Origin of the sequence: Streptomyces sp. NPDC023838, assembly GCF_040639555.1 — a bacterium.
Classification (GTDB): domain Bacteria; phylum Actinomycetota; class Actinomycetes; order Streptomycetales; family Streptomycetaceae; genus Streptomyces.
Window position 1 is genome coordinate 95122 of sequence record NZ_JBFAAD010000024.1, and the last position, 14602, is coordinate 109723.

A 14602-nucleotide genomic window follows, 5' to 3' on the forward strand; every position below is an offset into this window, starting at 1 on the left:
CGTGCAGAATGACTTCCGGACGCACCGTTGAGGGAGGGCCGCGTGCTGCGGTACGACAAGGAGTTCGACCCGAAGGCCCACGGTCCTGAGAGCGACGGCGCCGATGGCCCCGCTCCCGGCCCGGGGCGGTACGCCGCCGACGACGAGGTGTACGTCTTCGACGACGACGAAGTCGTCCTCGCGGTCAACGTCGCGCTCAAGACGGGACGCCCCCTGCTCCTGTTCGGCCCGCCCGGCTCCGGCAAGTCCACCCTCGCCCCCAACGTGGCCAGGATCAAGCGCTGGGAGTACTACGCGCACGTCGTCACGGCCCGCACCGAGCCGGAGGACCTGCTGTGGCGGTTCGACGCCATGCAGCGGCTCAACGACGCCCAGGCGCAGAAGCTCGTCGACGACAAGGGGCACTACTACACCAAGGGCCCACTGTGGCGGGCCTTCGAGGCGTCCGGCGAGCGGTCGGTCGTCCTCATCGACGAGATCGACAAGGCGGACCCGGATCTGCCCAACAGCCTGCTCGGGCCGCTGGGTTCGCTCTCGTTCCCCGTACCGTGGGACCACGAGCAGTCGGTCTCCGTACCGCCGGAGCGAGCGCCGTTCGTGGTGATCACGACCAATGACGAGCGCGAGCTTCCCCGGCCGTTCCTGCGCCGTTGCATCGTGTTCGAGCTGCGGGCCCCCAGCACGAAACACCTGTTGAGGGTGGCGGCCTCGCATCTCGGGGAGCGGTACGAACCGGAGCTCGCGGAGAAGGTCGCCACGCACATCCTGGACGTACGCAGAACGCTGGAGGATCCGGGGGCCGGGCCCAGCACTGCCGAGTATCTGGACGCGCTCAAAGCCAGCCAGCAGCTCGGGGTGGTGCCGGGCACGCCGGAGTGGACCGCCCTTGAGGCGGTGACCCTGCGCAAACGACGCGACGGAACGGAGCCGAGCGCGTGAGCGGGGGCGTGGCCGGGCACGGGGTGGGAGCCGGAGCCGGAGCCGGGCGCGGGGTGGGGGCCGGGGTCGGGCGCGGTGAACTCTTCCTCGGTGATCTGGTGCGCGCCATGGCCGAACTGAAGCCCGCCGACCTGGCCACCCTCGCCGCCATGGCCGCGCTGCTGGGGCAGAGCGGCCGCGTGCCCACGGCGGTTCCGCAGAGCCATGCGGTCCGGGCCGCCGGTCGCGGCAGCGGGAGCGGCGACGCCAGGGCCGTGCGTACCGAGCCGGTATCCGGCCCGCCCCTGCGCCGCACGCCCGCGCGGCCTCCCTTGGCCGTCGCCGCCGAGCGGGCGCCGCGCGCGGACCGGCCGGACCTCTCCGGGCCGCCGGAGGACGAGCACGGGGGTGCGGAGCGGGCGGTCCTGCTGGCCGACAGGCCGGTGGACTTCTCGCTCACCGCGATCGGCGGACCCGCGCCGCAAGCCACCGTGGCGGACGAGGTGGCTTCCGGCGCCGAGCTGCCGGCGCGCAGGACGAACGCCACCCCGCTCTCCCACGAACCGCCCTGGAAGGGGGACTGGGCCCGGGGCATCATGTTCGCGGTGGCGGCCACCCCGGTGGCGAGCAGGGAGCTCGACCAGCGGGCGCTGCTGCGCGGCGTCGCGGGCGGCCAGGCGCTGCGCGCCGTGCCGCGCCGACGGCGCTTCAGCACCCGGCGCGGTGCGCAACTGCTGCTCGATCACGGTCCGGGCATGGCGCCGTTCCGCGACGACGGGGTGTGGCTGCGCGACCTGGTGGGCAGCATCGCCGGACGCGACCGGGTCGAGGTGCTGAGGTTCCGTGGCGCGCCGGGACGCGGCGTGGTGCGCCAGGATCCCCTCACGATCGACCCGTACCGGCCACCGCCGCCCGGCACACCGGTGATCCTCTTCTCCGACCTCGGCCGGATGCGGCCGCCGTTCGCGGGGCGGGGCGTCGCGGGTCCACTGGAGTGGCGCGCGTTCGTCCACGCCGTGGCGCACTCCGGCTGCCCCGTCATCTGTCTCACTCCGTACGAGAGCGCCGACTATCCGGCCGTGCTGCGCAAGAAGGTGGCGTTCGTCCCCCTCGACCGTCGTGTCTCGCTGCGGCACGCACGGGAGGCGACGGCGCGGGCGCGCGGGTGGCTGGAGAGCCCATGACGAGCCACCCCGAGGCGCCGCAGGCGCATCTGCCGTCACGGTCCGGTCGCTCCGACCGCTCCGACCACTCCGAACGCACCATGGAGGAGTACATCCCCCAGCTCGCGCGGAGCCGGCCCCAGCTCGTCCGGCTCGCCGAGTGCCTGTCGCTCGCCGCCGGAGTGGAGCGACCGCTGTTGCGACGCGTCCGGCTGCGCTTCCTGCCCCGCTCGACGGCGGGCCTTGAGGCCGAGCTGTGGTTCTCCCCGCTGGTGGAGGCGGCGAGCGATTCCTCCCTGCTGCTCGACCCGGCCGCGGCGGCCGTCCTGCGGCGGCGCCTGGCCCGGCGGCCCCGCCAATTCATCCAGGACGTACGGGACTTGATGGTCGAGGCGCATCTGGGGGCGCAGCCCATCGCCCGCTGGTTCGAGGATCTGCTGTGGGCCGATCTCTTTCCGGCCACCTCGACACCCCAGTACATCGGCGAGCAGCTGCGGCGCGTCCTGCACGCGGTCACGGCGACGGGCCACGCCGGCGACGAGATCGGTCGCTGGGCCCTGCACTACATGCCGCGCCTGCCGAGCGGGGTGCGACAGTACGACGACGCCTGGCGCATCCAGGTGGCGTCGTCCGAACGCCTCGGCCTGGCACCGCCGGAGGACCTCTTCTCCCGTCCGCCCGGCACGACCGCCGCCGCACGTGCCCTCGTACAGCGGGACATTCCCGTCGGCGTGGTGGCCCGCTCCGACGGCCTGGTGCTCAGCCGCCCGCCCGCCGACGGGGCTCGTCACGTGATGGCGACGGGGGTGCGTACGGCGCGGGTCGAGGCGGCGAGTGTGCTCGCACCCCAATCGGCTCCGGTGCAGCTGGAGTTGATGGAGGATCAGAGCGTCCTCCTCCCGTTCACCGTGGTGCAGCGGCTGTCGGTGAGTGGCGAGCCCGTCCTGGGCCTGGCGCACGCCGGGGCGGCTTACGAGGTGGCGGTCGCCTCTCGTACGGAGGTGGGTGCGCGGTACGCCGTACTGCTGGCGGACTACACGATCGTGCTGCACGCGGACGACGGCACGGAGATGGGGCGCATCCCCGCCGAGGACGGCGGCCCGCCACGGAAGTCCCTCAGCCTGTCGGCGGACGGGGCGGACCTGGCCTGGATCGAGGGGGGACGGGAGATCGAGTACGAACTCAGCACGGGAGAGTACTCGTCTGAGGGGCCTGCTGAAGGGGGCACGGCTCTCCTTGTGCGGTTTCCGGGAGACCGTGAAGGGGGCCTGGAGCGGCTCAGAGGCCACGGCGACGAGTTCTTCCTGGCCGGGCCGTTGGGGGTGCAGCATCTCGGCGGCGAAGGCGCTCCGCCGCGGGCTTTGTGGCTGTTGGACGAGGTGTTTCGCTTCGTAGTGGTCGACAGATGGGGCGGGCTGACGTTGTATGACGACGGGGTGTCGCGGAGGCTCAGGGGTCGTGAGGTCACCGCCGTGGCCGCAACGCGGCACGGGGCGCACCTTGTCTGGGCGCGTGCGGACGGACAGATTGAAGGGTGCGTCGTCGGCGACCCCGACGACAACGACGAGATGCGGATCGACTTCGGCTCCGCGCCCTGGCAGATCACCTCTCTGGCCATGAGCGAGGACGGCCGCTGGGTCGCGGCCGTGGGCGGTGACTCCAGGCTCCTGCTGTGGGACCTCACCGCAGGGGCGTTCGTACGCCACGTACGGCGGCTGGGCTTCTGCGCCGACCGCGTCTTCGCGCTGCCCGGCGGCGAATGGGCGGTCTCCGGCACGGGCGGACCGGTCGAGCTCACCACCGACGACGGTCGGCAGTACGTCGTCACACCGGACACGGAAGCCGTGTCCAACCCGGTGGACGTGCCCGCCTGGATCCGGGGCGAGGTGATCGCCGAGGTGCGCGCGGGCCGGGACGCGGTCTCGTTCGTCGACCTGGCGGAGTCGATGGCATCGGTCCGGGCCGCGGGCGTCACCTGCCTGGCCGTCGGACCGATCACCCCGACTGGCCGGGGTGAAGTGGAGGGAATCCCCCACGAAGAGGAAATCCCCGACTCCCAGGGCAACTTCGGAGACTTCGTGTCCCTGCTCATGTCCGCCCACCACCATGGCGTTCGGATCGTCGTCGACATGGACCTGACGGCAATGGACGACGCGCCGGTCGGCCGGATCCTCAACTCGATGCGCCAATGGCTGGACCACGACGTCGACGGTCTGCGCCTGCTCGACGACCGCCGCCTCGACGCGGACGTACTGCGCGATGTGCGCCATCTGCTGGACGGCTACGACGACCGGGTGCTCATCGGTACGCACACCCCTGGGCTTCCCGCCATGGCGGTCTCCGACCTCGGCGCCACTGGCGCCCTGAACGCGGCCTGCGATGTCGTGGTGAAGGCCGTGCAGGGGGAGCTGATCATTGGCGTGACAGAAGGCGCCCTGGTCAGGAGCGCACTGATCGACGCCCAGTTACCCCTGGCCACGGCCAGGCCCGGAGCGCAGTGGGGCCATCTGCTGCCCGACGACCTGACCGCACCCGGGCGGACGGCGTTGCCCCTGCGAGTGCTGCTCGGTCTGCCAGGATGTCCCATCGCTCCGCTGTCTCTCCTCCAGAGCCAGAACCCGGAGGTGTCGAGGATGCTGGAGCTGCGCCGGGACCACCTTGCCCTGTCCCGAGGTGACGTCCATGAACTCCCCTTCGCGCCAGTGGACTTGCACGGGGTCGTACGGCGCCACGGTGACGAGATCGTGCTGTGCGTCACCAACGCCGGGGTGGACCGCGAGACGCTCCACATCACCCCGGACGACCTGGGCGGAGACGGCGACGCACGGCTCCTGGACCTGTTCGACGGAACCGTCGTCCCGTGCACCGACGACACCCCCGCGACCGTGGCCGTCGACGGCGGCGCCGTCCGCTGGTACCGGCTGCTCCCGATACCGCGCACCGCCGCCTCCGGCGCCGGGGAGTAGTGGCATGGCACGTCCCCGGATCTTCCTCAGCCACAGTTCGCAGTGCACCCCCGAGTCCGGGTGCGACTGCCGGTCCTACCTGCTCGCGCTCGAAGCGCATCTCGTCGACCTGGGCTGTGAACCGATCGTCGACAAGGGCATCCTGAACGGCGGCGACCTCTGGTACGGCAAAGTGCTCACCGAGATCAAGAAGTGCCACGGCATGATCCTCCTGCTGTCGCCGCACGCGCTCGACTCGTACTACGTGATGGTGGAGGCGATCGTCGCCGACGCCGAGCGGGCCTGGACCGACGACGCCTTCGTGGTGCTGCCTGTGACGCTGCCCGGAGTCCGGCGGCGCCAGCTTCCCGACAGCGGGCTCGGCAAGCTGAACCTCGGCCGGTTCGACATGGTGGACTGGAGGCGGCAGTACGGTCCCGACCGGCCCCCGGCGAAGATCGCCAGGACACTGCGGCCGCTGGTCGAACGCCAGGGCGCGCTCCCGTATCCGGAGGTCACCGACTTCCTCGTGGGGCGGATCTCCGACCTCTCGGACGCGGCCCTGGAGCATACGGCGGAGATCCTGGGAGTCGCCACCTTCGCCTATGCGCGTGCCCACTCGCGGTATGCGGTGGTGCAGGGGCTGCTGGCGGAGCGGCCGGTCGAGAACGTCGGTGACAGCTGCGCGATGCGCAAGGCGGTCAAGCACTTCCTGCCCAAGGTGAAGAGCCGGGAGCACCGGCAGGAGATCGTGGACCTGGTCGTGCCGTTCGCCCGGGTCCCCAAGAAGGCGGCCGATCAGCTGCGGCTGGTCGGGGAGGGCGCGGGCGACCGGGTGGCGCTGCTGGGGTCGACGCTCAAGGAGACGCCGGACATGTACGTGCGCAGGGCGAGTGAGACCCCGGACTCGTGGATGGTGCGAAAACCCGCTCCGCGCCACGACGCGGCGGACTTCGTCGAGGGCGTGATCGCCGAGGTGCGCGCCTGCGTACTGGACTCGATCGGGTTCGGTATGGAGCACGACGACGAGACCCTACGGCGGCTGCTCGCCCGCCATGAGGCGGAGTCGGGGCCGTTCACGATCGTGCTGTACCAACCCCCCGACGCCGAACTCCTCGACCGCCTGCTCGTCGCGTTTCCCCGGCTGCTGTTCGTCTTCGCCCACGAACAGGCGGCCACCGCGCGAGGGTGCAGGAGCTCCGCCCGGATCGCCGGGCTGACGCCGGGCCAGGAGCAGGACATGGTGATCACGCACAGGGAGTTCCGGAAGCTGGCGGGGGCGCGGGAGTAGCAACCGAGGGGCCCGCGTGGCGTGGCCGGAACAGTGGGGTGCTGGGGGCGGGGAGGGGTGATGTCTCGCCTCGTCCGCCCTGTGCCTGTTCCCTCTCGGGCAAGCGACCGCTTAGTATGCCCACGAGCAAGGGTACGCAGCCGTACCGCCTACAGCGCGTGGAGGCCCCGAATGCAGGCATGGCGAGTGCACGAGAACGGCGAGCCGGGCGAGGTGATGCGGCTCGAAGAGGTCGACCGCCCCACCCCGGGCCCGGGGCAGGTGCTGCTGAAGGTGCGCGCCGCGAACATCAACTTCCCGGACGCGCTGCTGTGCCGGGGGCAGTACCAGATCAAGCCGCCGCTGCCGTTCACGCCCGGGGTGGAGATCTGCGGCGAGACCGAGGACGGGCGGCGAGTCATCGCCAACCCCGTGCTGCCGTTCGGCGGGCTCGCGGACCACGTGATCGCGGACGAGCGCGCACTGCTGCCCGCGCCGGACGCGCTGGACGACGCCGAGGCCGCCGCCCTGCACATCGGCTACCAGACCGGCATGTTCGGGCTGCACCGCAGGGCCAACCTCCGGGCGGGCGAGACGCTGCTCGTGCACGCCGCCGCCGGAGGGGTGGGCAGTGCGGCCGTGCAGCTCGGCAAGGCGGCCGGGGCCAAGGTCATCGGGGTGGTCGGCGGGGCCGAGAAGGCAGAGATCGCCCGCCGGCTGGGGTGTGACCTCGTCATCGACCGGCGCACCGACGACATCGTGGCCGCCGTGAAGGAGGCCACCGGCGGCCGCGGCGCGGACGTCATCTACGACCCGGTGGGCGGCGACGCGTACGCCAAGTCCGCCAAGTGCGTCGCCTTCGAGGGCCGCATCCTCGTCGTCGGCTTCGCCAGCGGCAGCATCCCCACCCCCGCCCTCAACCACGCGCTGGTGAAGAACTATTCGATCGTCGGCCTGCACTGGGGGCTGTACGCGCAGAAGGACCCCGCGTCGATCCTGCGCTGCCACGAGCAGCTCACCGAGCTCGCCGCTCAGGGGGCTGTCAAGCCGCTGATCAGCGAGCGCGTGCCGATGAAGGACGCCGCCGCCGCCGTTCAGCGCGTCGCCGACGGCACCACCACCGGCCGTGTGGTCGTCCTCCCGGAAGGAGCGCGGTGATGAGCGTCGACGCCGCCCAACTGATCGCCCGTACACGCGAGTTGCTCGCCGCCCACCCGCCCGCGGCCACCGACGCCCTCGACTTCCTCAAGGCCCGTTTCGACGCCGGGCTCGCCTGGGTGCACTACCCCGTGGGCCTCGGCGGGCTCGGGGCGCCGCGCTCGCTCCAGCCGGTCGTCGACGCCGAACTGGCGGCGGCCGGCGCGCCCGACAACGACCCGCGCCGGATCGGGATCGGGCTCGGCATGGCCGCGCCCACCGTGCTCACCTACGGCACCGACGAGCAGAAGCAGCGGTTCCTGCGGCCGCTGTGGGTCGGCGAGGAGGTGTGGTGCCAGCTGTTCAGCGAGCCGGGCGCCGGGTCCGACCTCGCCGCGCTCGGGACCCGGGCCGTTCGCGACGGCGACCACTGGGTGGTCACCGGACAGAAGGTGTGGACCTCCAGCGCCCATCTCGCCCGCTGGGCCATCCTGATCGCCCGCACCGACCCCGACCTGCCCAAGCACCAGGGCATCACCTATTTCATCTGCGACATGACGGACCCCGGCGTCGAGGTGCGGCCGCTGCGCCAGATCACCGGGGAGGCCGAGTTCAACGAGGTCTTCCTCACCGACGTCCGCATCCCCGACACCCACCGCCTCGGCGCGGTCGGCGACGGCTGGAAGGTCGCGCAGACCACCCTGATGAACGAGCGGGTCTCCATCGGCGGGATGCGCCAGCCCCGCGAGGGCGGGATGATCGGCTCCGTCGCGCGCACCTGGCGCGAACGCCCCGAACTGCGCACCCACGACCTGCACCAGCGCCTGCTCACCCTCTGGGTCGAGGCCGAGGTCGCCCGCCTCACCGGCGAGCGGCTGCGCCAGCAGCTCGCGGCGGGCCAGCCCGGCTACGAGGGCTCCGGCATGAAGCTCTCCTTCGCCCGGTTGAACCAGGAGATCAGCGGCCTGGAGGTCGAACTCCTCGGTCAGGAGGGGCTGTTGTACTCGGACTGGACCATGCGCCGGCCCGAGCTCGTCGACTTCACCGGCCGGGACGCCGGATACCGGTATCTGCGCTCGAAGGGCAACTCCATCGAGGGCGGCACCAGCGAGGTACTCCTGAACATCGTCGCCGAGCGCGTCCTCGGGCTGCCCGCCGAGCCGCGCAACGACAAGGACATCGCCTGGAAGGACCTGGCCCGATGACCGAGACCGCCCCCGACCTGCTGTACTCCGAGGCCGAGGAAGACCTCCGGGCCGCCGTGCGCTCCCTGCTGGCCGCCCGCACCGACACCCCGTCCGCGCTGGCCCGCGCCGAGTCCGACACCCCCTACGACCCCCGGCTGTGGCAGGCGCTCGGCGCCGAGATGGGGCTCGCGGGGCTGCTGGTGCCGGAGAAGCTGGGCGGCCAGGGCGCGGGGCACCGCGAGGCCGCGGTGGTCCTGGAGGAGATCGGCCGGAGCGTCGCCCCCGTTCCGTACCTCACCAGCTCCGTCATCGCCACCGAGACACTGCTCGGGCTCGACACCACGGTCGCCGAAGTCGCCGCGCTTCTGGGCGAGTTGGCCTCCGGGCGCAAGACCGCCGTGCTGGCCGTGCCGTTCTCGTACGGGCCCGACTCCGCGCGGCCGCGCGGCGGGCTCGACGGGATCGTGCGGACCGTGGCGGACGCCGCCACCGCCGACGTGCTGCTCGTGCCGACCGGGCAGGGGCTCTACGCGGTCGAGGCGGGCGAGGCGGCCATCACCCCGCTCATCCCGCTCGACCTCACCCGCCCCCTGGCCGACGTCGTCCTCGACGGTGTGCGCGGCACGCTGCTGGCCGACGCGGAGACCGGCCGGGCCGCCGTCCGGCGCGGTCTGCTCGCCGGGGCCGGGCTGCTCGCCTCCGAGCAACTGGGCGTCGCGGAGTGGTGCCTGACCGAGACCGTCGCGTACACCCGGGACCGCAAGCAGTTCAACCGGCCCGTCGGCTCCTTCCAGGCGCTCAAGCACCGGATGGCGCAGCTGTGGCTGGAGGTGGTGTCGGCGCGGGCCGCCGCGCGCAACGCGGCCGACGCGCTGGCGACCGGGAGCCCGGAGGCGCCGCTCGCGGTGGCGGTCGCGCAGGCGTACTGCTCGCGGGTCGCGGTGCACGCGGCCGAGGAGTGCGTCCAGTTGCACGGCGGCATCGGGATGACGTGGGAGCACCCCGCGCACCTCTACCTCAAGCGGGCCAAGTCGGCGCAGGGAGCGCTGGGTTCGGCCGGTGAGCACCGGGCGGCGGTCGCGGAGATCGTGGGGCTGCCCGGACCGGCATAGTCCGCGTCGAGTGTCCCGATTTTGACCACCCCTTTGCGTGCTGTTTAAATTGCGAGCTGTTGCGAACAGTTCGCAATAACGGTCGATCTTCAATAAGGGGTGTGGGGCATGGTCGCCCGTTCGATCCATGGGGCGATACGGGGAGCGGGCGCCGCGGCGCTGGCCGGAGCACTGGCCCTCACCGCGGCCGCCTGCTCGAACAAGTGAGCCGCCGCCTCCCCTGGGGGCCGATGGCACGGATGGCGGGGCGGCGGGCCCTGTTCGCCGCCCCCGTCCTGCTGGTGGTGACCTTCGGTGTCTTCGCCGTGGCCGCCGCCTCCCCCTTCGACCCGGTCAAGGCCTACGCGGGCACCGCCGGGCTCACCGCCTCGCAGGGCGACCTCGACCAGCTGCGCGCCAACCTCGGCGTCGACCAGCCGCTGGTCACCCGCTGGTGGGACTGGCTGACCGCCGCCCTCACCGGGGACCTCGGCGACTCCAGCGTGCTGCGCCAGCCCGTCGCCGACGTCATCGGCGAACGGCTCGGCTGGTCGGTCCTGCTCGCCGCCACCGCCTTCCTGGTCGCGATCGTCCTCGGCACCGGCCTCGGTGTGCTCGCCGCGCGCCGTACCGGCGGATGGCTCGACCGGTGCGTGAGCTCCGCCGCGTACACCCTGGAAGCCGCGCCGGCCTTCTGGCTCGGGCTGCTCGCCATCTGGTTCTTCGCGCTCAAGCTGGACGTGCTGCCCGCCGGCGGACTGACCGACGCGGCGAGCGACACGGTCACCTTCGGCCAGGTGGCGAGCCACCTCGTGCTGCCCGCCGCCGTCCTCGGCGTCTCCCAACTGCCCTGGTTCTACCTGTACGTACGCCAGGGCGTCGCGGACGCCCTGGAGGAGGACCCGGTGCGCGGGGCACGCGCGCGCGGGCTGAGCGAGCGGACCGTCCTGCTCGGCCACGCCCTGCGCTCGGGCATGCTGCCGATGCTCACCCTCGTCGGCTCGCGCGTGCCCGAACTCATCACCGGCGCCCTGCTCGTGGAGACCGTCTTCAGCTGGCCCGGCATCGCCGCCGCCACCGTGCAGGCCGCGACCTCCGTGGACTTCCCGCTGCCGGCCGCGCTGACCGTGCTCGCCACGGCCGCCGTGCTGCTCGGCAACCTGCTGTCCGACCTGCTCTACGGCCTCGCGGACCCGAGGGTGGGATTCGATGGCTGACACCCCCGACACCGGATGGCGTGCGCGCGGACGCGCACGCCGCTCCACCCGGACGCTGCGGGTCCGCGCCTGCGCCGTGATCCTCGCGGCCGCGCTCCTCGCCGTGCTCCTCGTACCGCCGCTGGCCCACCTCGACCAGCAGGCCGTCGACCTCTCGCGCAAGCTCCTCGCGCCGTCCCGGGAGCACCCGTTCGGCACCGACGACGTCGGCCGCGACCTGCTTCTGCGCTGTGTGTACGGGCTGCGGATCTCGCTCCTCGTCGGTGTCGTGGCAGCCCTCGTCGCCACCGTCGTCGGTACGGTCGTGGGCGCGGCGGCCGCAGCCCTCGGCGGCTGGACCGACCGGCTGGTGATGCGGCTCGTGGACGTGTTCTCCTCGGTGCCGCACCTGCTGCTCGGCATCTTCGTGGTCGCCATGTTCCGTCCCGGGGTGTGGCCGGTGATCGCCTCGGTCGCCGTGACGCACTGGCTGTCGACGGCCCGTATCGTGCGCGCCGAAGTGCTGTCCCTGCGCGCGCGCCCCTACATCGACGCGGCCGTCTCCGGCGGGGCCTCCCGACTACGGGTGACGCTCCGTCATCTGCTGCCCGGCGTGCTGCCGCAGGCCGGGCTCGCGGCGGTGCTGATGGTGCCGCACGCCATGTGGCACGAGTCGGCGCTCTCCTTCCTCGGCCTCGGCCTGCCCAGCCACCAGGCCAGCCTCGGCAACCTCGTCCAGTCCGCACGCGGCTCGCTCCTCGCGGGCCACTGGTGGCCGACGCTCTTCCCCGGCCTGCTGCTCATCGCCGTGACCCTCGCCGTCGCGGGCCTGGCCGGCGCCGGGCGCGAACGCCTGGACCCGCGCCGCCGATCGGAGCTGATGCTGTGACCAAGGCTGCTGTGACCACGGTCCTTTCGGTACGCGGTCTCTCCGTGCGCTTCCGGATGCGCGGCGGACGCCACATCGCCGCCGTCACCGACGTCTCCTTCGACCTGGCGGCGGGGGAGTGCCTGGCGCTGGTCGGCGAGAGCGGCTGCGGCAAGTCCTTCCTCGCCTCGGCCCTGCTCAGCCTGCTGCCCGGGAACGCCGAGACGGCGGGGAGCGCGGTGCTGCACGGCGGTGGCGACCCCGTCGACCTGCTCGCCGCCGACGAGCGCACACTCGCCCGTACGGTACGGGGACGCCGCATCGGTTTCGTACCGCAGAGCCCGGCCGCCCACCTCACGCCTGGGCGGACCTACGCGCGCAGCTCGCGGAGACGCTGCGCGAGCTCACCCGCACACCCAGGCGCGAGCTGCGCGCGGCGACCGAGGCGGCGGCCGAGCGGGCCGCGTTCCCGCTCGGGCACCTCGACCGCCATCCGCACGAACTCTCCGGCGGCCTCGCGCAGTGGGCCGCGACCGCGCTCGCCCTGGTCGGGGACGTGCCGCTGCTGCTCGCGGACGAGCCGACGACCGGGCTCGACCGCGACCTGGTGGACCGCACGGCCGACGAGCTGCGCCGCACCGCCGACGAAGGCCGGGCGCTGCTGATGATCACCCACGATCTGGCGGCCGCCGAGCGGATCGCCGACCGGGTCGCCGTGATGTACGCCGGGCGTGTCGTCGAACTCGCCGACGCAACCTCGTATTTCGGCGGGACCGGACCCCGTCACCCGTATGCTCGGGGCCTGCTCGACGCGCTCCCGGAGCGGGCCTTCACGCCCATCCCCGGGATGCCGCCCGAGCTGGGCGATCTGCCGGAGGGCTGCGCGTTCGCGCCCCGCTGCGAACGGGCCACCGGCCAGTGCGGCACCCTGCCGCCGTTCGACGGCCGGGTCGCCTGTCACCACCTGGAGGAGCCCGGCCGTGCTTGACCTGAAGAACATCACCGCCGGGTACGAGCTCGGCAGCCCCGTGGTCCGCGAGGCGAGCCTCACCGTCGCCCCCGGCGAGGCGGTCGGCCTGCTCGGTCCCAGCGGCTGCGGCAAGTCCACCCTGGCCCGGGTCGCCGCGCTGCTGCACCGGCCGGACGGCGGCACGGTCACCCTCGACGGGGCCCTGGTCACCGAGTGGCGCCACCGCGCCCCGCGCGCGCGGCGCACCACGGTCGGGGTCGTCTTCCAGTCGCCCCGGCTCGCCGCCGACCCCCGGCTGCGGCTGCGCGAGCTCGTCGCCGAACCGCTGCGGGCGACCGGCCGCCAGATCGAGGTCCGCGAGCGCGTCGACGAACTGGCGGACCTGGTCGGCCTCGGCGGCGACCTGCTCAACCGCCGCCCCCACGAGGTCAGCGACGGCCAGCTCCAGCGCGCCTGCCTGGCCCGCGCCCTGGTCCTGCGGCCGCGCCTCCTGGTGTGCGACGAGATGACGGCGATGCTGGACGCGTCGACGACGGCGGCGCTGGTGGCGGTGGTCGAGCGCTACCGCACACAGACGAGCGCGTCCCTCCTCGCGGTGGGCCACGACCGCACGCTCCTGTCGCGCTGGTGCGACCGGGCGGCGGAGTGGGGCGAGCTGTCGCAGTAACCTGCCTGCGACAGGGCGGGACCAGGGCGGACCCGCCGCCCGCCCCCCGGGCCCCCGGGTGACCGGACGGCGAAGGACCGGCCAACTCTGCGCAGCGGCCTGCCCGTCGGGGCCGGAGCGACCGCATACTCGTTCGCGTCCGCCCGTCCCACCGCCCCGGGAGCACCCCATGGCTCGACTGACCCGCCGCAGCGCCGTCGCCGCCCTCGCCGCGGCCGCCGCCTCCGCCGCCATCGCGCCCGCCGCCGCGGCCGAGCGCGCTCACCCGACCGGGCCCAGACCGCTGCGCCGGACCCACGCGCACAACGACTTCGAGCATCCGCACCCCCTCTTCGACGCCCTGGCGCACGGGTTCACCAGCGTCGAGGCCGACGTCTTCCTGGTCGACGGAGAGCTCCTGGTGGCTCATGACCCGACCCAGCTCGACCCGACCCGTACGCTCGAAACGCTCTACCTCGACCCGCTGATGGCCCGCGTCCGGGCCAACCACGGCTCGGCGTACCGGGGTTACCACCGCCCCGTACAGCTCCTGGTCGACATCAAGACCGACGGCGCCGCCGCCTACCTGGAGCTCGACCGGCGGCTGCGGCCGTACCGCCGGATGCTCAGCGGCTACGCGCACGGCCGCGTCTCGACCGGCGCCGTCACGCCCGTCGTCTCCGGCGACCGCGCGGCCCGCGTGCCCATGGAGGCGCAGAAGGTGCGCCACGCGTTCTACGACGGCCGCCTGGAGGACCTCGGCACCGCCGCCACCGCCGGCTTCATCCCCCTCATCAGCAGCAACTGGACGACGAGCTTCAGCTGGCTCGGCGCCGGGCCGTTCCCGGCCGCCGAGCGCCAGAAGCTGCGCGCGATCGTCGGGCAGGCCCACGCGCACCGGCAGCGGGTGCGGTTCTGGGCCACCCCCGACCTCGCCGGGCCCGAGCGGGACGCCGTGTGGCGCGAACTCCTCGCCGCCGACGTCGACTACATCAACACCGACGACCTGGCGGGTCTGGAGACCTTCCTCCGCGCGCACGGAGAACAGTACGGAGAGTAGTCCCGGGCGCCCACCTGACGTGACACGCGTCCCACGCCTCACGGGCCGTCACCCGCAGTCAACACCCGTACGGCGGACACGCCACGCGCCCGACCGGCCCGCCTCCTCCGCCACACTGGCCGCCGAATGCCGCAATTCCGGCGCGGTGGAG

General features: G+C 73.0%; 11 protein-coding genes and 1 pseudogene. All 12 read left to right on the top strand.

The window, feature by feature from the left end; translation table 11 throughout:
- Positions 1-42 precede the first annotated feature (42 nt).
- The 12 genes and pseudogenes from AB0G17_RS26080 (at position 43) to AB0G17_RS26135 (ending at position 14451) form a co-directional block, all read left to right on the top strand.
- On the top strand, positions 43-939 hold the full coding sequence (locus AB0G17_RS26080) for a MoxR family ATPase (RefSeq protein ID WP_361387512.1): 897 nt from the start codon (positions 43-45) through the stop codon (positions 937-939).
- Positions 936-2102: a hypothetical protein gene (locus tag AB0G17_RS26085; protein WP_361387515.1), complete on the top strand. Its 1167-nt coding sequence runs from the start codon at positions 936-938 to the stop codon at positions 2100-2102. Before AB0G17_RS26080 ends, AB0G17_RS26085 begins: the two co-directional genes overlap by 4 nt.
- Entirely contained in the window at positions 2099-5047 is a 2949-nt protein-coding gene (locus AB0G17_RS26090) for an alpha-amylase family protein (protein WP_361387518.1), read from the top strand. The genes AB0G17_RS26085 and AB0G17_RS26090 overlap by 4 nt, the downstream gene beginning before the upstream one ends.
- A 4-nt stretch (positions 5048-5051) precedes the next feature.
- Positions 5052-6317 carry a TIR domain-containing protein gene (locus AB0G17_RS26095; protein ID WP_361387521.1) on the top strand — a complete coding sequence of 422 codons (1266 nt, stop codon included), beginning with the start codon at positions 5052-5054 and terminating at the stop codon, positions 6315-6317.
- Between the two features lie 171 nt (positions 6318-6488).
- Positions 6489-7454, top strand: a complete 966-nt coding sequence (locus tag AB0G17_RS26100) for an NADPH:quinone oxidoreductase family protein (protein ID WP_361387524.1) — start codon at positions 6489-6491, stop codon at positions 7452-7454.
- Positions 7454-8638 carry an acyl-CoA dehydrogenase family protein gene (locus tag AB0G17_RS26105; protein ID WP_361387527.1) on the top strand — a complete coding sequence of 395 codons (1185 nt, stop codon included), beginning with the start codon at positions 7454-7456 and terminating at the stop codon, positions 8636-8638. Before AB0G17_RS26100 ends, AB0G17_RS26105 begins: the two co-directional genes overlap by 1 nt.
- Positions 8635-9732: an acyl-CoA dehydrogenase family protein gene (locus AB0G17_RS26110; protein ID WP_361387530.1), complete on the top strand. Its 1098-nt coding sequence runs from the start codon at positions 8635-8637 to the stop codon at positions 9730-9732. Before AB0G17_RS26105 ends, AB0G17_RS26110 begins: the two co-directional genes overlap by 4 nt.
- A 230-nt stretch (positions 9733-9962) precedes the next feature.
- Positions 9963-10928, top strand: coding sequence for an ABC transporter permease (locus tag AB0G17_RS26115; protein ID WP_361387533.1), 966 nt, complete (start codon positions 9963-9965; stop codon positions 10926-10928).
- Positions 10921-11796 (top strand): ABC transporter permease, encoded by an 876-nt coding sequence (locus tag AB0G17_RS26120; RefSeq protein WP_361387540.1) that lies wholly within the window; start codon positions 10921-10923, stop codon positions 11794-11796. The genes AB0G17_RS26115 and AB0G17_RS26120 overlap by 8 nt, the downstream gene beginning before the upstream one ends.
- 56 nt (positions 11797-11852) lie before the next feature.
- Positions 11853-12763, top strand: a pseudogene (locus AB0G17_RS26125) (ABC transporter ATP-binding protein).
- Entirely contained in the window at positions 12756-13412 is a 657-nt protein-coding gene (locus AB0G17_RS26130; RefSeq protein WP_361387543.1) for an ATP-binding cassette domain-containing protein, read from the top strand. The pseudogene AB0G17_RS26125 and the gene AB0G17_RS26130 overlap by 8 nt, the downstream one beginning before the upstream one ends.
- Positions 13413-13581: 169 nt before the next feature.
- Complete coding sequence (locus AB0G17_RS26135) at positions 13582-14451, top strand: phosphatidylinositol-specific phospholipase C/glycerophosphodiester phosphodiesterase family protein (protein WP_361387546.1); 870 nt, start codon at positions 13582-13584, stop codon at positions 14449-14451.
- Positions 14452-14602 lie beyond the last annotated feature (151 nt).